Source organism: Metabacillus sp. Hm71, from assembly GCF_051842955.2.
Lineage (GTDB): Bacteria > Bacillota > Bacilli > Bacillales > Bacillaceae > Metabacillus.
Genome location: NZ_CM200278.1, coordinates 1699497 through 1718332 on the forward strand (window position 1 = coordinate 1699497; position 18836 = coordinate 1718332).

The following is an 18836-nucleotide window of genomic DNA, read 5'->3' on the forward strand; positions in this document are numbered from 1 at the left end:
TTTCTAAAAATAATGAGGAACCTCTTGACAGTTTGTCAAATACTAGGCATAATAATAAAAAATCGGAGAACGTTTACGGAGGATCAGTAAGCGGGACTTTTCGTAATAGAGAGTGAAGTTTATAAGCTGGAAGACTTCATAACGTTAAAGCCGCCGAACCTACCTCCCGAGTCCTATGCAAACATAGGCGTCCCCTCACGTTACGAGGCAAAGCGGGATGTGAATTCTCACATTCAATCAAGGTGGTACCACGGAAGCAAGCTCTTTTCGTCCTTATTTATAGGGATGAAAAGGGCTTTTTTAGTATCATTGGCAGAGGGAATCATCTTGAGGAGTGGAGATTTGTAATAGAGTGGCTGAAAAGAAGGTAGCGGCGCTGAAAAAAGAGGCAGATCCGCTGATAAAATGGGGAAGTTGCTGATAAATCGGAAAACTCGCCGATAAAGTGAGCAAAACCGCCGATAAATCGGAAAACTCGCCGATAAAGTGAGCAAAACCGCCGATAAATCGGAAAACTCGCCGATAAAGTGGGCAAAACCGCCGATAAATCGGAAAACTCGCCGATAAAGTGAGCAAAACCGCCGATAAATCGGAAAACTCGCCGATAAAGTGAGCAAAACCGCCGATAAATCGGAAAACTCGCCGATAAAGTGAGCAAAACCGCCGATAAATCGGAAAACTCGCCGATAAAGTGAGCAAAACCGCCGATAAATCGGAAAACTCGCCGATAAAGTGAGCAAACCGCCGATAAATCGGAAAACTCGCCGATAAAGTGGGCAAAACCGCCGATATCCCAGAAAACTCGCCGATAAACCGCGCACCACACCCATAAACCGATATCCCGCCCCATACCCAAATTCTCCAAACCCAGCAGAATTACAAAGCAAGTGGAGGTGCTTAGAATCATGGAAAAGAAACGGATTGTTGTCAAGATCGGTAGTAGTTCGTTAACGAATGCCAAAGGGCAAATTGATCAGGAGAAATTTTCAGATCATGTTCAGGCAGTAGCCGCTCTTCGCAAAGCGGGTCACGAAGTGCTGCTAGTATCATCAGGTGCAGTGGCAGCTGGCTTTGCGAGGCTCGGCTATCCAACGAGGCCGATTACATTAAAAGGTAAGCAGGCAGCAGCTGCTGTTGGACAAAGTCTTCTTGTGCAATCATATATTGAGCAATTTAGTCAATTGGATATTATCCCTGCGCAAATTTTGCTTACACGAAATGACTTTTCGAAGCAGGATCGTTATAAAAATGCCTATGCAACGATTTCAGAGCTTTTAGAGCGGGGGATTTTGCCGATTATTAATGAAAATGACACTGTTTCAGTAGAGGAGCTTACCTTCGGTGATAATGATATGCTTTCGGCACTTGTTAGCGGTCTTGTTCATGCTGATCAGCTAATTATTTTAACTGATATTAATGGGCTTTATGATTCAAATCCACGAACGAACCCGCTTGCACAAAAAATCGACTACATTCCTGAAGTAACAGATGACATGCTAAAAGCAGCAGAAGGAGCAGGGTCGAAGGTAGGTACAGGTGGAATGAAGTCAAAATTAATGGCGGCTAAAACAGCAATATCACTTGGTGTTCAAGTGTTTATTGGTTTAGGAAAAGGAAGTCAAAAGCTGATTGAGATTATTCAGGGTGATGGAAATGGGACCTATATCGGAAAGGAAGGCTTAGCCTCAATTAATAATAGCAGGCAGTGGATCGCATTTCATTCTGAAATATCCGGTACAATCTATGTGGACCAAGGCGCTGAGGATGCCCTTGTCTATAACGGGAAAAGCCTTCTGCCTGCAGGGGTCTACGATATAAAAGGGTCGTTTGAAAAATGTGATGTTGTTGAGGTGGTTGGACCAAATGGCTTGCTGGGCAAGGGCGAGGTTCTATTTTCTTCTGATGAGCTAAAAAACATCATGGGGAAACGAAGTGAAGAATTGAGAGAGGACAAGGTTCTTTCTTCAATTGTTGTGATTCATCGAAATAAATGGGTAAAAGCATAGGGAGGGAAAAAACATGAGTGAGGTTTTACAAAAGGGAAAAGCAGCAAAGGAAGCTAGTTTTGTAATGGTAGATATGTCTACAGAGGAGAAAAATGAGGCATTAGCCAAAATAGCGGATCAGTTATTAGTAGATCAGGCGTATATTTTAAAAGAAAATCAAAAGGATCTTGAAGCTGGAAAAGAGAATGGATTATCAGATAGCGTCCTGGATCGCATCATGCTTAATGAAAAAAGGATCACGGATATGGCAGAAGCGATTCGCCTATTAATCGAATTGAAGGATCCAGTTGGTGAGACATTAGAAGCGATTCAAAAAGACAATGGACTTCTGATCAAAAAGAATCGTGTGCCACTTGGTGTGATCGGGATGATTTATGAAGCAAGACCTAATGTTACAGTCGATGCGGCAACGTTAACATTAAAGACTGGAAATGCGGTTATTTTAAGAGGAAGCTCATCTGCAAGCTTTTCAAATAAAGCTCTTGTCAAAACAATTCACACTGCACTAGAAAAAAGCAATGTGCCAGTGAATGCTGTCCAGTTAATTGAGGATACAAGCAGAGAAACAGCAAAAGAGCTTTTCCACTTAAAAGAATATTTAGATGTATTAATTCCTCGCGGCGGAAAAAACCTGATCGATACAGTCGTTAGAGAGTCAACAGTCCCTGTTCTTGAAACAGGCGCTGGAAACTGCCATGTGTTCATTGATGAATCTGCAGATTATAAAATGGCTGAATCAATCGTGATAAATGGTAAAACACAGCGTCCATCTGTATGTAATGCAATCGAAACGATTTTAATCAATGAAAAATGGTTTGCACAATATGGCAAGGATCTCCTCGATTCACTTCATGACCAAGGTGTTGAAATTTACGGAGATGAAGCCGTAAGAAGTGTGCTTGCTGCTGCGAAGCCAGCAACAGAAGAGGATTGGTATACAGAATATTTAGCACTTTCGATCAGTGTAAAGGTTATTCAAAGTGTTGATGAAGCAATAAATCACATTAATAAATATGGAACATATCATTCTGAGGCGATTATTACTGCCGATCAGGAACATGCTGCCAAATTCTTAAATAAAGTTGATGCTGCAGCGGTTTATCATAATGCCTCAACACGTTTTACAGATGGCTCTGAATTTGGTTATGGCGCAGAAATCGGCATCAGCACTCAAAAGCTTCATGCACGCGGTCCAATGGGATTAAATGCCTTAACCTCGAGTAAATTTTATGTATATGGAACCGGACAGATTCGTCAATAAAACGGAAAGGGGCTGTACCTCAATTAAGGGGCAAGCTCCTTTTATTTTTACACTTAACGATTGATGGTAAAATAGTCATTAGATGAATGAAATCGAGCAAATTCACTAGGAGGGGAGACTTTGATCACTTACACTATTTATCCACAAGGTGACAAGGCGGTCACCGTAAATTTTGGTGATTACATACATATAGACATACACCGTAAAGTCATCAGTTTCACTAAATACATTGAATCCCACCCGTTTTCTGGATTGCTTGAAGTCATACCAAGCTTTACATCTGTCACGATTACATATGAACCCATCATGATTGAAGCTTCTGCGACGAATAATTCTCCGTTTGATATTGTTAGTAACATCTTAAAATCAATGCTATCTGAACTCCCTGAAACAATTGACCATCCAGCAAAAACAGTAACCATTCCAGTTTGTTACGGAGGAGACTATGGTCCAGATCTTCAAGAGGTAGCTGATTACCATCAAGTAACCCAGCAAGAGATCATCAGCATCCACTCAAGTCAAGTGTATTTAGTCTATATGATTGGTTTTGCTCCAGGCTTTCCTTATTTAGGAGGGATGGCGAAAGAAATTGCTACGCCCAGAAAGGCAACACCAAGGCTAAAAATCCCCGCTGGAAGTGTTGGTATAGGCGGTGAGCAGACAGGTGTTTATCCAATAGAAAGTCCTGGCGGCTGGCAGATAATTGGCCGCACGCCGCTGCAGCTTTTTCAGCAAGATGCGAAACAGCCAAGTCTTCTGCAAGCTGGAGATCTTGTCTCATTTCAACCAATCACACTACAACAATTTAAAAGCTGGGGGGCTGATGGCAGATGACAATGAAACTACTGGAAGCTGGTCTATCAACAACTGTTCAGGATTTGGGCAGAGTCGGCTATCAGCAATATGGTGTTGTAGCGTCAGGTGTGATGGATGAGACAGCAGCCAAAATTGCGAATGCTCTTATTGGCAACATGGAGAATGATGCAGTACTTGAATTGACCTTAATGGGTCCCACTTTGCTTTTTCAGCAAAACACGCTTATTTCCATTTGCGGAGCAGATTTATCTGCAACCATTGATGACAAGCCGGTGCCATTGTGGAAACCGGTCTATGTAAAAGAGGGAAGCATTTTGCGCTTTGGCCGTCCACAGCAAGGCTGTCGTACCTATTTGGCGGCAGCAGGGGGATTTGATCTTCCAATTGTCATGGGAAGTCGCAGTACTTACGTTAGAGGTGGGATTGGCGGCTTTCACGGTCGTCCGCTTGACAAGGGGGATGTGCTTAAGCTGAACGGAATAAAAAGCAGTCATACAAGGGTGCTAGAGCAATTCCTTCGCAAGAGAATGAATTCAGCTTCGTTTTGTACGACAACGTGGACAGTCAGCTATCAAATGAAACCGAATTATCAGAAAGATCCGGTCATCCGATTTATAAAAGGGCCACATTTTGAACACTTTACGGAAGCAACCAAGAAACGAATTTTGAATGATTCCTATCAGGTTACATCGAATTCTGATCGCATGGGCTACCGCCTATCAGGTTCACCACTTGAATTAAGCAAAAATCTTGAACTGTTATCAGAAGCAGTGACAATGGGGACCATTCAAGTTCCGAAAGATGGACAACCAATTATTTTAATGGCAGATCGTCAAACCATTGGAGGGTATCCGAAAATAGGGTATGTTGCCAGTGTTGATTTTCCTGTATTAGCACAGGTTCTGCCGGGGAATCAACTGACGTTTCAGGAAATTAGTATTGTTGATGCACAAAAGCTGTTGCTTCAAAGGGAAAAACTGTTTTCAAAATGCAAAATTGGATTAATACAAGCGTTTAGGAGGATGAATGATGGCTCGGATTGATTTGAACTGTGATATGGGTGAGAGTTTTGGCAGATATACGATTGGATCTGATGAGGAGATTATTTCTTTGATTACTTCAGCCAATATCGCATGTGGCTTTCATGCAGGGGATCCAAGTACGATGAGGAAAACGATTCGCCTAGCAATGGATTACTCCGTAAGTATTGGTGTCCATCCCGGATTAAATGATTTAAACGGATTTGGAAGGAGAACGATGGCAGTGTCAGCTGCTGAGGTATATGATCTTGTCGTATACCAAATCGGTGCCCTTTACGGTTTTGTCTTAGCGGAAGGGGCAAAATTAAGCCATGTGAAGCCGCATGGTGCCTTATATAATATGGCAGCTGTCAATCAAGAACTGGCTGAAGCGATTGCCGAGGCGGTATATGATATCAATCCTGAGCTGATTTTATATGGGCTGTCAGGAAGTGAAATGATCAAAGCGGGGAAAAAAATCGGATTAAAAACAGCAAATGAAGTATTTGCGGACAGAACGTATATGGAAGATGGAACGTTAACGCCGCGTTCAAAGGAAAATGCCTTAATTAAGGATGAAAACCAAGCGATTTCTCAAGTGCTCAAAATGGTAATAGAGCAAAAGGTGGACACGGTGTCTGGTGTGGAAGTGCCGATCTCTGCTGACACCATCTGTATCCATGGTGATGGCGAAAACGCTGTTGAATTTGCCAAAAAAATAAGGAAAACCCTTTATGAACACGGGGTAGAGATAAAAGCTATTTAGAATGGAGTAGCTTTACCTTGTAAAAAAATATTTTAGATTAAGAGTAGGCATGGTGATGATATGGAATTTTTCACGATATTAATTCCGATATTTTTTATTTTTGGTATAGGATTCGTTGGGGAGAAGATGATTGGGTTTGATACGAAGCCCCTATCGGTGATGGCGATTTATTTAATGCTTCCTTTTCTGGCTTTTCAGACATTTTATTCGACGGATTTAACGATTGATTATGCAATGATGACGCTTTATACGGTAGGATTAGCCTTTTCGATTATCATTGTTATTTATGTCATTTCCTATATTAGAGGATATTCCTTAAAGAAAACATGTGGAATGATCCTAGCTTCTGCATTTATGAATAATGGTAATTATGGAACACCTCTGATTTTCTTTGCTTTTGGAGAAGCCGGACTGCATTATGCCGTTATTTTGATGGTTATTCAGCAGCTGCTTATGTGCACAGTTGGTATTTATTATGCTGCAAAGGGATCGCATGATGGAGGCGGAATAAAAATGGCTGTGAAAGAGGTTGTAAAGGTGCCGATCGTATATGGAGCCTTGTTCGGCATCCTTTTTCATCTCCTTGAGATTCCGATCGGGAGCTCTTTTATGGAAGCGATTGAGATGGTTGGAAATGCGGCCGTTCCAACCATTATGATTATTTTAGGAATGCAGCTTGCGAAAATATCTGTAAAAAAATTAGAGTTTGCCCCGCTCTCGCTTTCCTTAGGGTTAAGACTCTTTTTATCACCAGTCATCGCGTTTGGAATTACCCTCATCCTGCCGATTGATGATTTATTAAAGCAAATTATGATTGTCCTTTCAGCAATGCCGACAGCTGCAAATACAACGCTGTATGCCTTACAATACGATACGGAACCGCAATTCGTTTCAACAGCCACTTTATTCAGTACGGTTTTAAGCTTGGTTACATTGCCGGTTGTCCTCTATGTATCTAGTTTGATTTATGGATAACTGCTGCAACAACGAAATAAAGGAGACACCGCGGGCTCAGAAACCCTTTAGGCAGCTCGCGGACCACCAGCTAAAGAATTGAGGGGCTGTAGCCGTTCCAATCAACAAAAAATACAATTGGTAAAATAAAGAATAAGAGAGTCGTAAAATCTCCAACAGCAGATTCAAGCTTTTTTATAATGATCCATGAAAATCCTCTAGAGACTATGCCTTTGTCGTGTAAAGAACATATGTCGACCGGTCCTCATCAATTTCAGCAGAAATTTTTCTGTATTCTTGTTCGTCTATCCATAAAAAATCATTTCCTATCAGGGATAAAGCCTCTTCATGTGAATATAAATCATATGTATGGATGAGCGGCGACACACTATACTCCTTATAGTCACGCACTTCAAGCGTAACATGGGTATAGCTTTTGGCATGTTCAATAATCGCTTCTTCCTCATCTAATTCTACATAAATAACGTAATATTCCTTTTCAAGACTTGCTGATGTCTTATGATACACCTTTTGATCTTTAATAAAATAATCACATAGTCTTCGACAAAAAATCTCAGTTGGTTCAGAAAATTCATAATGATACAATGCAGGGTAATTTTTTTGCTCATCATTTAAACGATATTCCAATTTATAGTTTTTTTTCATATTTACCTCCAAAGTCTAGGCTATTTCTACTATACTATATGAGGGTGGAAAATGATGTATGGACTTTTTGAATTATTTAAAATTAGTTAAACAGTTTTTAAGGAGTTTACTTAATTAGATCACTAGATTGTTATTTTTACAGTAGGGGGAAGACAATTGAAGAAGACAAATAAATTATTAACTGGAATCATTTCAGCAACGATGATGACGATTTCTGGTTGCAGTAATAATGAATCATTGCCGCCTGTTCCAGAGGGAACAGATTGTGATGATTGGGAATGGGAAGCAGATGAAGGGGTTTGGGAGTGTGATGATGATACTTCATCTCATTATGGTCATTATTATTACGGCGGAAAATTCTATAATTCCAAAAGCAGCTTAACCGCAAGCTCTACTTATAAAAGCTATAAATCGAGCACTTCCTTTAAAGGAGGCGGATCTGGATTTGGTAAAGGTTCTAGCGGAGGTTTTGGCGGGTAATGTCACACTCCTTTCATTTAGAAGAGCATTTGAGCAAACGGCGTGATGCTTATAGCAAAGTCAATCATTTTTGGCACGATTTATATGACAGTGAATATGCGTTATATGATATCGCTCTAATGACAGAACAGGAAATTGCTGACATTCACATAGCGACGCTACGCATCGGCCACATTTTTTTTAAAACAGGCAACTTGCTGAGAAGTTCATCAGACGAAACATTATTACAGTTGGATCTGCCGCACAGCATCCTTCCCTTTATAAGGCATCGTGCATTACCCGTTGATTCAGTCATTTCCAGAGTTGATTTAGTTCAGACAGCTGATGGGCTTAAGATGCTTGAGCTTAATAGTGATACACCTACCTTTGAAAAGGAGGTTTTTTATGTAAATGGTGTCCTATGTAAAGAGTTTGGTGTAGAAGACCCCAATAAAGGTTTAGCAGAAATGTTAGGAAAAGAAATGCGCAAAGCGTTAGCAGAAATGCTGCACCGTTCAGAGATTGACCATGAACCAAACATTGTGTTTACATCACATGAAGCTCATGAGGAAGACAAATACACGACCTTGTTTTTAATGGAAACAGCCAATGTCCCGGCAAAATATGTTCCTTTACATAAGCTGACAATCAAAAAGCAAGAAGGGTTGTATGATGATGAAGGGAATAAAATTGACCTCCTATATCGACAAACCTATCCGTTAGAGCATTTGGTTGAGGATATGGATGAACAAACAAATGAAGAAATCGGGGTACAGCTACTTGAGCTTGTTGCGTTAAACAAGCTGCACATGGTGAACCCCATATCAGCATTTTTACTGCAATCAAAGGCTGTTCAAGCAGTTATTTGGGGCATGATGGAACGTGATCATGCTTATTTTACAGCAGAAGAAAAGCAATGGATTTCAACTTATTTTTTACCTACTTATCTGGAAGAGGACATTTTCTTAAAGAGCGGGGTGAAGTATGTCAAAAAACCAAGTTTTGGTCGAGAAGGAGACACCGTATCCATTTACAAAGGGAAAGAAAAAATCTTAGAGGATGCTCATAAAACTTATGATAAATCATTGCCTGTTTTTCAAAAGTATATAGATCTGCCTGCCCAAGAAATAAAAACATGTGATGGAATGAACGAAGGAAAAGTGCTAATTGGAAGCTTTTTAATCAATGGAAAACCATCTGGCATCGGGTTAAGGGCAGGGAAGCAAATTACCGATAATAATGCCTATTTCTTGCCAATTGGACTAAAACGTTAAAGAAGGGACATGAGAATATGTCATTTTTAGATTTGTTTTTATCGACAATATCCTATATTGGAGTAGCTGTTGTGCTTTTAATCATTGGAATTGCCCTATTTGAAGTCACAACAAAGAATAAGGAATTTGAATTAATCAAAAACGGAAATAAGGCAGCAGTTTATGCTTTTGGCGGACGGATTTTAGGTTTAGCGATTGTCTTGTATTCATCTATTTCGAACTCTGTCAACATTTTAGATATGGTGGTTTGGGGAAGTGTCGCTATTGTTATTCAGATCATTATCTTTTATGCAGCCGAGCTGCTGACTCCAAAATTTAATATTACAAAAGCCATTGACGAGGATAATCAGGCAGTAGGCTTATTTTTATTATTTTTATCTGTTTCTATTGGCTTGATTATTGCTGCATCACTTACTTATTAACCAGTAAGAATGAAAGCGGGTGACCATTTATCATGTCATCCGCTTTTCTCGTCATGTTCCTCTTTATTTTCCTCCACTACCATCCCAGGATCAAAGTACTTGATTGCACTATAGCTAGCGGGGGCAATTGTCACGACCTCATCTGTTTCCGTTACAAAAGCGATCTCATATATTTTACCGATTTTTACATGTTCTAATTCTTCATCCCAGATAGACAAATTTGGACGTAGTAACCCTAGTGTCGCACAGCCTGTATCATGTTCCAGTTTAACAATTTTAAAGAAGACTGTTGCAAAATAATTAGTTGTTTCAGCTTTCCCCCATGTAAAAAAGGGATCTCCTTTTTGTGTTTGCAGGATAAAAGGAATGGTTTTATAGGCTGGAGCTTCAATTAATTTATGAGTTGATCGTAAATACTCAGCTCTTTCCTGCATTTGCTTGATTTTTTTTAGCGCATGCCAAATTGACGGCAGCGTATTTGCGTATTGCTTATTTGCATTTTCAGTCATCACTAACATCACCATCTTTCTTTAAAAACAATTTACGATAGGATATTGAATTTCTTAAAAATTGGTGTTAGTTCAATGTTAAACAGGCTTGTTTTAAGGAAAATTCATGAGAATGTTATGTTTTTTGTCATATTTTTACTTTTTTTTTATTAATTTAGAATAGAATTGGAAGGCTTTGTAAATAGTAATAAGCAAAGAATGCGTGAGAACACACCACTAATTTTCATGAAAGTTAGATGTTTTAGACGTTAGCCAGTGTATTTTGAAATGTTTGTATAGCAACTAACCATTGAATGAACTTTGAACGAAATTTTTAAAAATGAAGAATAGGAAGCTTTAATATGACGTCAAAAACAGAAGCAATATTTTGGAGCATAGCATTACCGGGTTTTGCCCAAATACTTAATCGAAAACTGTTAAAAGGCTTTGTCTTTATCTTTTTAGAATTCCTTATTAATGTGAACAGTAATTTTAACACAGCCATTATGGCTAGCTTCTTAGGGGAAATTGACAGAGCCGTACACATTGTTAATTATCAGTGGCTCATGTTTTATCCATGTGTCTACATGTTTGCGATGTGGGACGCATTTAAAGATGCTGAGGGAGATAGATCACCATATTCATTTTTTCCCTTTGTCTTTGGTGCTTATTTTGTTACGGTCGGCTTAATGTATTCACCCGTTTTTAAAATAAATGGCGTTTTATTAGGACCTATCTGGCTGCCAATCCTTTCGCTTATTCCTGGCTTACTTGTTGGGTACATTATTTGGATGATTATTTACTTTGTTAAGAAGAATAAAAAGTGAACGTCTATCCCGTCTTTCTACCCAAGCATGTAGATAACGTTTTTACCAACTGCCTGAATACTCCATTTACTCTTTATTTTTATTCCTATTACCCCAATAAAACCAAAGCCTTTTTCGAAATTTATATGAAGGTTTTGGTTTTTTGTTCTTTTTTAAAGGGTAGTAAAGTATAAATGATCGTAATTAAAATCAAATTTACATTTTATCAAGGCGAATTTCTGCTAAAATAAATGGATAGTGATACTTATCACGCATACCCCCCCACATTCAATGCTTTGTCGGATCAAAAGCTTTAGGTAGACCCAAACCATATCTTTAATACAAGTTTTTAGATTATCTTTCATTTTTTGCAGGAGGATACCATGACATCGGAACAACAATTAATTCATAAGACTTTTTATGAGACGTTTTTGACTGATCATGATCAAAGACGGCCTTCTCAAGTGCTTGGAGAAGCTTATTATGAGGAGCAAAATCGTGATGAAAGCTTTGATTTGTCCTATATACGTTATGCCCAGGGAGAAATTTATTACCATGATCAGGATTATGAAGCAGCCATTTTTAAATGGGAGAATATAAAAAATGAGCTAGAGCCATGGGCCATGATGAATATTGGGGATGCTTATTATCGACTAGGACTGCTTTCTGCTGCTGAAGATAAATACACGTCGATCGAAACAGAAGACAAAATATTAAGCAGTGAAGTGGCGCTTAAGCTTTTTTCGCTTTATCAAGAAAGAAATAAGGTGGAAAATGCTTATGACATTATTAAAAAGGTCTTACATATTAACCCAGATTATCCGCAGGTTACAAGAATCGCCAGGGACTTTTATGAAGAAAAAAATGATACAGACCATGCAGTTAAGCTTGCGGTTTCTGAATCCATTCGAACAGAGCGGGAAGAATGGTTCCAGGTATTAATTTCGTATGTGAAAGCAGGATATACGAAACAGTTTGAGCCTGAATTTTTTGCCGAAGCAATGTTAACGTTATTTGAAGCAAGTAAGAGCTCCTATGCCCAATTTATTGGAGCATTGTGGGAAAGCTATCGAAATGAAACATCATACCTAACATGGCTAAAAACAATCAATGATTTCTTTTTTTCAGTCGACCTTGAAGAGAATGACTATTCTTGGGGTCAGACCACAGTGTTATTTGAAGAGACATTTCTTGAGTTAACAGATGGTTCTTATTATTTAAGAGAGCTGCACGATGTGATCCCGAATTTATTGGCAAATTGGCTGATGCTTTCAACTCGTGCTAATGGATTATTCCCTTCCGCAACCGTGTTGGCTTGGAATGAAATCTTTCCTGGTACTGTACTTCCAGATGCTGTTTATAAAGCAGAGACCATTATTTTTGAAGCTGACAACGGACAAAGCGGCTTAGAAAATGCGCTGCAGCTTTATAATACAATTAATGCATGGGCAGAAACTCATTCTGTTGGGGTTGATCATAAAATAAATTGGTGGATGAAAGAAATGATCAATCCGAAAATAAAACATCATTTCCTTTTAGCTGGAAAAGCTGGAAGCGGAAAAACAACGTTTGTGCATTCTTTATTAGGTGATCAGCCATTCAAAGGGTCGACATCTTCCCTAGTGGTTCTGCATGATGATGATGAAATCTCAATGGAGCATATTTCAGCTGCTGAAAAACGACCTGTTCACAATCAACGTGAGTTAGTAGAACTTATGCAGGGGGAGGATCCTGAGCTCTTTCTTGTGAAGCGTCCATGTATATTCTTGCATGAGAATCAATGTGCAATCATTGATACACCGCCTGTAAATGGAAGTGCGGAAATGAGAAATGAACTTTTTGATTCCCTGCTTTTAGCTGACGGAATGCTCTATGTTCTGGATGGAACTTCTCCATTAACTGATAGAGAATATGATGTTTTATCCCAAATGAAAAAGTTTGCACCAAGTTTAAACGTCCACTTTTTGTTAAATAAAGTTGATTTAATAGCAAGTGATTCGGATGCTAAAGCCATTTCTGATGAAGTTAAGGCAAAAATAGCCTCACTCTATCCTGAAGCAGACGTTTTACCATATTCGTCCTTGCATCCTTTCCACCAGCAACTGAGCCAGCTTTCAACATTTATCAATACGCATTTTCAATATGATGTAAAAGAAAAGCAAGAGAAACGGACAGCAAAAGTATTAACACTCATCCGTAAAAGTTTAGCTAGTCTTTTACAAAAACGTGTTGATATGGAGAAGGGCTTGATTGACTCTATCCAGTGGAATGAAGATCTCTTAGGAAGGTTAAAGGGCTTTACAAATAAACTTACTGACCTTCAGCAGGAAAAAGTTGCTTCCATTTTAAAAGCGTATAACGACTTTTTGAAAGAAAGCAAAGCTGAAGCAAAGGTGACAATTCCGAAAATGTTAAGGGAATGCAGTGAGCTGATTAAAGAAGACAGCGATCTTAAACAAATTCATCTTGTTCTAAATGAAAGTATGAATGCTAAAATTCAGGACTATTTTGAACAGCATATGCTACCAAAAATATGTGAAAGACTTGAAGATTGGATCACAACTTCTCAAGAAGAATTGCTTGATAGTCAAGCATACTTAGCTGAAATGAGCGAAACTTTTAATGATATTTATCAGGAAGAAAAGCTGCTATTGCAATGTGAGTTTACGATTATAGACGATTGGCGCCGTGATATTAATCGGATCACAGGTAGAATGCATTATGAAAAAGAAAATATTATGCTCAAGAATAAACCGGCTCAGCTCATTTTAAAAAGTGCTGGCAAATTATTTGGAGCGATCAATCAAAATAAAATGATGCTTGTTAATCAATATAAGAAGTATGTTGAAATTGAAACATATGAGGATGTGACAAAATCCATTGTCACAAAAATCTTCTTGCCGTTTGAATTATTTGAAAAAGGATTAAGCCAAGATGTTTCTTCATTCTTTACTGGACCAATTCATGAGGTGAAGGAAACCATCGAAGAAACAGAGACAACGATTCAAGAGGGTAAAGAAGGGCTAAGCGAGATGAAAGCAAACCCAGAAATCTTCTATGATCCGTTGAAATTATTTGAGGTTAATCTTCTTCAACAGGAATTTATGCTTCGGGCAAAAAGAGATTATAGTCATACAGGATGATTGAATGACTGAGTTTGTATGGAAGAGCAGTTCTTCTGTACAAAGCTCAGTCTTTTTATTAAGGTAAGAAAGTATAAAATTTTGTACTTAGTTTTAGTGTCTAGCTCCAGCGCCTAGCCCCTCTAGGGTCTAGCCACTCATGAATTGAAGGCAAAGAACACCTTCTATTCATGAGCGCTTATTTGCCCTAGGCTGATCAAGGCGCTTGCGCTTTTCTAAATAAACGGAATGATTACTCTAAGATGGCAAATAATAAAAGGGCATATTCATATTTTAAAAGTCTCTAGGAGGCAAAATGGACAGGAATTATGCCATAGATTTTATTAAATTTTTCGCGATATTAGCAGTAGTCACTATTCACACTGTCCCAAAGGATAGCATCTTTGGACTGTTCGTTCTTGATAATCTTTCTAGATTTGCTGTTCCTTTTTTCTTTTCAACATCAGGCTATTTATTCGGGAAAAAAATGAAGCGAGATGGAAAAACTTTCAGGTACTTTAAAAGATATGTGCTTAAAATCTTAAAACTTTACGTTTGCTGGGTAGTTTTCTATGCCATGTATGATATTCTCATACTCGTATTAAGCAGCCATGATTTACAGAGTGATGTAATGGACTATGTTAAAAATTTTACATTGCTGAATGTATTGTATTACGGAAAAGGGACAAGCGGATACCAATTATGGTTTTTACCCGCTTTAATATGGAGCATCACCATTATTTATCTCTTTTTTAAGATGAAGAAGATAAACATTCTCATCATCGTTGCATTTGTATTGAACATAATAGGGCTTTTTGGGCAATCCTATGCTATCTTTTATGAATTTCCACTAAACACCCGTGATGCTTTATTTATTGGCATATTTTATACGACGTTAGGTTTTTTCTTTGCGTTAAATCTTGAATCAGATGTTAATCATTTAAGCAGGAAAGCATATCTGTCATTTGTTTCGCTTTTTTGTATTCTTCAAGTTGTCGAAGGCTTTATTTTAGAAAAGGTGATTGAGGCAAAAAACGGAGAATACTTTATTTCCACCATCTTTTTAACATTCTCACTATTTTCCTACATCTTAACGAATAAACAGCTGGGGAAGGGCAGGTTTCTTACAAGGATTGGAGCAAATGCTTTAGGGATCTATGCGATTCATGTCTTTTTTATTGATATGATCGATAAGACGTTAAGCTTTTTGCACTTGAATTCCTTTTCAGATCATTTCGTCTGGAAACTAGTTGATACTGTCATAGTGTTTAGTTTATCCTATCTTGCGTATGGTTTTCTTCAACATGTGAAAGATCATATAGATCTGGGGAAATCGAATTAGCAGTAACAAGCGCCCAAAGCAACTGCTCTGGACGCTTTTGTTTATTTTATTTAGAAGCTTGTTGTTCAACAGCTAAAGATTCAGGTCTTTCACACGTACTTTCCATATGATAATGTGTACCATTATCTGACGCATCATGGAAACCGTGCATGGCTTCTAATACATGGAAGGCCAAATCTCCATTTGCACGGAATTTGCCTCCTTCAATGATTGCCTTAGCCATATCAGCCACACCTAAACCGCGGCTGTTTTGGGAATATCCATATGATAAGGGAACCTCGACAAATTCTTTTTCATCACGTTTTCTTATCTTGACAGGACCGCCGAACGTATTCGGGTCTGGAACAAGCAGGGTGCCTTCGCTTCCGTAAATTTCAATTGGTGGTAGGGAGGTGCCGCCAAAGGCATCAAAGCTTGTTGTAATCGTCCCAATGGCACCAGATGCAAAATCAATGACACCGGAAATATGTGTCGGAGTTGCTACATTAATTTTCGTGCCGGCTTTCGGTTGGCTGCTGATTGTACGTTCCGGGTAACTAATTCGGGCTGAACCAGAGATTCTTGTAATCGGTCCTAATAATGAAACCAGTGCTGTTAAATAATAAGGACCCATATCAAACATTGGGCCGCCGCCAATATCGTAATAAAAGGCTGGGTCTGGATGCCAATGCTCATGTCCTCGGCCAATCATAAATGCAGATGCGCCGATTGGTTCCCCGATTTCTCCTTTTTCAATAAGATGAATAGCTGTCTGAATCCCAGCGCCTAAAAAGGTGTCAGGTGCACTGCCAACTAAAAGCTGATGCTTATTAGCTGTTTCTAAAATTAGCTGACCTTCTTCGCGTGTAACAGCAAGAGGTTTTTCTGTATAAACATGCTTGCCTGCTTCAAGGGCCTGGATACAAACAGCTGCGTGTGCTTTCGGTATCGTTAAATTAATAACTAATTGAATGTCAGGATCAGAAAGAAGTTCTTCAACAGAACAAGCCTTTGGAACTCCGTATTTTTCTGCTTGAGCTTGTGCACGCTGCTCATCTAAATCCGCACAGGCTATAAGCTCAAGATGATCGAACTTTTGTACATTCTCCATGTAAATGGAACTAATATTTCCGCAGCCAATAATACCGACTTTTAGCTTTTTCATAGTGTAACCCTCCATTTTTTTCATTCTATAAAAGCATTGTTATAGTAAGTTAGGGCATGGAGCCTTGCGCTTTTTTTAAAAGGTAAGAAAGTATAAAATTTTAACTTAGTTTTTGTGTCTAGCTCCAGCGCCTAGCCCCTCTAGGGTCTAGCCACTCATGAATTGAAGGCAAAGAACACCTTCTATTCATGAGCGTCTTATTTGCCCTAGGCTGATCAAAGCGCTTGCGCTTTTCTTATTGACTATCTCCCATTCCAGTGTAAACTCTTCCATTTCCGATGCCTGATGCACCAGAAGCTGCCAATTCTAGAGCTCGTTTCTTTCCTTCGGCAGCCCATAGGAAGCCGCGGCGCATAATGAGGGAAACCTCTGGCATGGCTACGATATTTGCTTGATGGCCTAATGAATTATAGAAGACATGTCCTTGTCCCCATCGTTTTGTCCATACGACAGGCATATCAACAGCTTTATTTGTTGCATGCGGGCCATCAACAACCGGGAAGCGTGTAGTGGCAAGAACCTCTACAGCCGGGTCCACATGAAGGTAATATTGTTCACTTACCACTTTAAAGTCTGTTAACCCTTCTAACAGCGGACTTGTCGAATGCTTGATATTGACCATATATTCCACACCATCATTACCAGGATGTGCTACCCAATTTCCGCCAGTCATAAACTGCCAGTCAACATTGTTACGGAAGGAATCACACATTCCTCCATGACATCCAGCTAAGCCGACGCCATTCATGACAGCTTCAGAAATATTTACTACATATTTCTTTTCAATTTCTCCCATCGTCCAGTGAGGAACGATTAAATCTAGTGATTTTAGCTTATCGGGATCTGCATAAGAATCTAGTGAATTTGAAATCTCTACTTGGAAGTTTTCCTCCTCCAGAATTCCTTTGAAAATCTCTGCAACTTCCTCTGGTTGATGACCATCCCAGCCTCCCCAAACGATTAATGCGCTTTTCTTCATTTGAAAACACTCCTTTTTTTATAAATGGATAAGGTTCAGTAGTGATTTTGCAACTTTCGAGTGGATTCTTGCAATTTTCTGCGTGATTCTAGCGTTCTTTATTTAAACGTCAGAAATCCTAATCCACTGTCGTTTATCAATTGAAAGATCAACCGCTTCCAAAACTTGTTGGCATTTTACGCCATCTTTGAAGTTCGGGACAGGCTGACGGTTTTCGCGGAGTGCTTCCATAAGCTCAACAACTTCGTGTATAAACGTATGCTCATATCCGATTGTATGTCCAGGCGGCCACCAGTTTTCAGCATAAGCATGAGCAGGGTCTGTAGCCAATACGCGACGGAAGCCTTGAACATCCTCTCTGTCATCGGTGAAATAAACCTGAAGTTCATTCATTCGTTCGAAGTCAAAGATGACACTGCCTTTTGAGCCGTTTATTTCAAATGAATTTGTGCAGCGATGGCCTGAAGCATAACGGGTTGCTTCAAAGCTTCCTAAGGCACCATTAGCAAACCTGGCTAAAAACAGTGTAGCATCATCAACGGTTACTTCACCTTTTTCTGCATTTTCATTGCCGGTAGCAGATAAGCCAGTCATGTTCGTTGGAATTGGACGCTCTTTAATAAATGTATCGCTCATCCCGATGACTTCATCGATGTCACCGATTAAATAATGAGCCAAGTCAATGAGATGTGCGCCTAAATCTCCATGCGAACCTGAGCCTGCAACCTCCTTTTGGAGTCTCCATGCAAGCGGGAAGTTTGGATCCACCAGCCAATCTTGTAAGAACCATGCGCGGAAATGATAAATATCGCCTAATTTCCCTTCGTCAATCAGTTTTTTCGCTAACATGACAGCTGGAGCAAATCGATAATTGAACCCGACCATATGCTTAACCCCAGCCGCTTCTACAACTTCAAGCATTTCTCTTGAATCCTTCAATGTAAGCGCTAACGGTTTTTCGCAAAAAACATGCTTGCCAGCTTGGGCTGCGGCAATCGTTATTTCTTTATGTACATCACTAGGTGCATTGATATCAATTAAATCAATATCATCTCTTTCTAAAAGACTTTGCCAATCTGTTGTATATTCCTCCCAGCCGAATTGTGCAGCAGCTTCGGCTACTCCAAGTGCATTCCGTCCGCAAATCACCTTCATCTCAGGGTGAAGTGTTTTTGGGAAAAATAATGGTAGGTCGCGATATGCATGACTATGTGCTTTACCCATAAATTTATAGCCGATCATGCCAACTCTAATCTTATCCATACTAATCTCCTTTTCTTATTTGTATTTTTATAGTGAAAATCTAGCGCCG

At 39.3% G+C, this 18836-nt stretch carries 18 protein-coding genes; 12 read left to right on the top strand and 6 right to left on the bottom strand.

Going from position 1 to position 18836, the window contains the following annotated elements; genetic code table 11:
• Positions 1 to 322 precede the first annotated feature (322 nt).
• Positions 323 to 850: a hypothetical protein gene (locus ACSVDH_RS08125; protein ID WP_518617784.1), complete on the bottom strand. Its 528-nt coding sequence runs from the start codon at positions 848 to 850 to the stop codon at positions 323 to 325.
• A 55-nt stretch (positions 851 to 905) separates the two neighbouring features.
• Here ACSVDH_RS08125 and proB point away from each other — a divergent pair, with 55 nt between their 5' ends.
• The 6 genes from proB to ACSVDH_RS08155 all read left to right on the top strand — a co-directional run bounded on the left by proB (position 906) and on the right by ACSVDH_RS08155 (position 6843).
• Positions 906 to 2006: a glutamate 5-kinase gene (gene proB, locus ACSVDH_RS08130; protein ID WP_439252244.1), complete on the top strand. Its 1101-nt coding sequence runs from the start codon at positions 906 to 908 to the stop codon at positions 2004 to 2006.
• Between the two features lie 13 nt (positions 2007 to 2019).
• Positions 2020 to 3267: a glutamate-5-semialdehyde dehydrogenase gene (locus ACSVDH_RS08135; RefSeq protein ID WP_439252245.1), complete on the top strand. Its 1248-nt coding sequence runs from the start codon at positions 2020 to 2022 to the stop codon at positions 3265 to 3267.
• 120 nt (positions 3268 to 3387) lie between these two features.
• The gene (gene pxpB / locus ACSVDH_RS08140; RefSeq protein WP_439252246.1) at positions 3388 to 4101 is read left to right on the top strand and encodes a 5-oxoprolinase subunit PxpB; all 714 of its coding nucleotides are present in this window, start codon (positions 3388 to 3390) and stop codon (positions 4099 to 4101) included.
• Positions 4098 to 5126: a 5-oxoprolinase subunit C family protein gene (locus tag ACSVDH_RS08145; protein ID WP_439252247.1), complete on the top strand. Its 1029-nt coding sequence runs from the start codon at positions 4098 to 4100 to the stop codon at positions 5124 to 5126. Before pxpB ends, ACSVDH_RS08145 begins: the two co-directional genes overlap by 4 nt.
• Entirely contained in the window at positions 5113 to 5868 is a 756-nt protein-coding gene (locus ACSVDH_RS08150) for a LamB/YcsF family protein (protein WP_439252248.1), read from the top strand. The genes ACSVDH_RS08145 and ACSVDH_RS08150 overlap by 14 nt, the downstream gene beginning before the upstream one ends.
• A 60-nt stretch (positions 5869 to 5928) precedes the next feature.
• Positions 5929 to 6843: an AEC family transporter gene (locus tag ACSVDH_RS08155; protein ID WP_439252249.1), complete on the top strand. Its 915-nt coding sequence runs from the start codon at positions 5929 to 5931 to the stop codon at positions 6841 to 6843.
• A 204-nt stretch (positions 6844 to 7047) separates the two neighbouring features.
• On the opposite strand, the gene ACSVDH_RS08160 is transcribed toward ACSVDH_RS08155, so the two are convergent.
• Positions 7048 to 7488, bottom strand: coding sequence for a hypothetical protein (locus ACSVDH_RS08160; protein ID WP_439252250.1), 441 nt, complete (start codon positions 7486 to 7488; stop codon positions 7048 to 7050).
• 156 nt (positions 7489 to 7644) lie between these two features.
• Between ACSVDH_RS08160 and ACSVDH_RS08165 the strand changes: the two genes are divergently transcribed.
• The 3 genes from ACSVDH_RS08165 to ACSVDH_RS08175 are packed head-to-tail and all read left to right on the top strand — an operon-like array spanning position 7645 to position 9643.
• Complete coding sequence (locus ACSVDH_RS08165) at positions 7645 to 7968, top strand: hypothetical protein (RefSeq protein WP_299093003.1); 324 nt, start codon at positions 7645 to 7647, stop codon at positions 7966 to 7968.
• Positions 7968 to 9221 (top strand): glutathionylspermidine synthase family protein, encoded by a 1254-nt coding sequence (locus tag ACSVDH_RS08170; protein ID WP_439252251.1) that lies wholly within the window; start codon positions 7968 to 7970, stop codon positions 9219 to 9221. The genes ACSVDH_RS08165 and ACSVDH_RS08170 overlap by 1 nt, the downstream gene beginning before the upstream one ends.
• Before the next feature lie 17 nt (positions 9222 to 9238).
• Positions 9239 to 9643, top strand: coding sequence for a DUF350 domain-containing protein (locus ACSVDH_RS08175; protein WP_299093000.1), 405 nt, complete (start codon positions 9239 to 9241; stop codon positions 9641 to 9643).
• Positions 9644 to 9678: 35 nt separating this feature from the next.
• On the opposite strand, the gene ACSVDH_RS08180 is transcribed toward ACSVDH_RS08175, so the two are convergent.
• Positions 9679 to 10152 carry a CotY/CotZ family spore coat protein gene (locus ACSVDH_RS08180; protein WP_439252252.1) on the bottom strand — a complete coding sequence of 158 codons (474 nt, stop codon included), beginning with the start codon at positions 10150 to 10152 and terminating at the stop codon, positions 9679 to 9681.
• A gap of 341 nt (positions 10153 to 10493) precedes the next feature.
• Between ACSVDH_RS08180 and ACSVDH_RS08185 the strand changes: the two genes are divergently transcribed.
• The 3 genes from ACSVDH_RS08185 to ACSVDH_RS08195 all read left to right on the top strand — a co-directional run bounded on the left by ACSVDH_RS08185 (position 10494) and on the right by ACSVDH_RS08195 (position 15401).
• A complete protein-coding gene (locus tag ACSVDH_RS08185; RefSeq protein ID WP_439252253.1) occupies positions 10494 to 10958 on the top strand; it encodes a hypothetical protein in 465 nt (154 codons plus the stop codon).
• 362 nt (positions 10959 to 11320) lie between these two features.
• Positions 11321 to 14080, top strand: coding sequence for a GTPase domain-containing protein (locus ACSVDH_RS08190; protein WP_439252254.1), 2760 nt, complete (start codon positions 11321 to 11323; stop codon positions 14078 to 14080).
• 295 nt (positions 14081 to 14375) lie between these two features.
• On the top strand, positions 14376 to 15401 hold the full coding sequence (locus tag ACSVDH_RS08195; protein WP_439252255.1) for an acyltransferase: 1026 nt from the start codon (positions 14376 to 14378) through the stop codon (positions 15399 to 15401).
• A gap of 46 nt (positions 15402 to 15447) precedes the next feature.
• Here ACSVDH_RS08195 and ACSVDH_RS08200 read toward each other — a convergent pair whose 3' ends face one another.
• From ACSVDH_RS08200 to ACSVDH_RS08210, 3 genes are all read right to left on the bottom strand, one after another.
• The gene (locus ACSVDH_RS08200) at positions 15448 to 16545 is read right to left on the bottom strand and encodes a Gfo/Idh/MocA family protein (RefSeq protein WP_439252256.1); all 1098 of its coding nucleotides are present in this window, start codon (positions 16543 to 16545) and stop codon (positions 15448 to 15450) included.
• 235 nt (positions 16546 to 16780) lie between these two features.
• The gene (locus ACSVDH_RS08205; protein ID WP_439252257.1) at positions 16781 to 17524 is read right to left on the bottom strand and encodes a ThuA domain-containing protein; all 744 of its coding nucleotides are present in this window, start codon (positions 17522 to 17524) and stop codon (positions 16781 to 16783) included.
• Between the two features lie 102 nt (positions 17525 to 17626).
• On the bottom strand, positions 17627 to 18787 hold the full coding sequence (locus tag ACSVDH_RS08210) for a Gfo/Idh/MocA family protein (RefSeq protein ID WP_299092985.1): 1161 nt from the start codon (positions 18785 to 18787) through the stop codon (positions 17627 to 17629).
• Between the last annotated feature and the right edge of the window lie 49 nt (positions 18788 to 18836).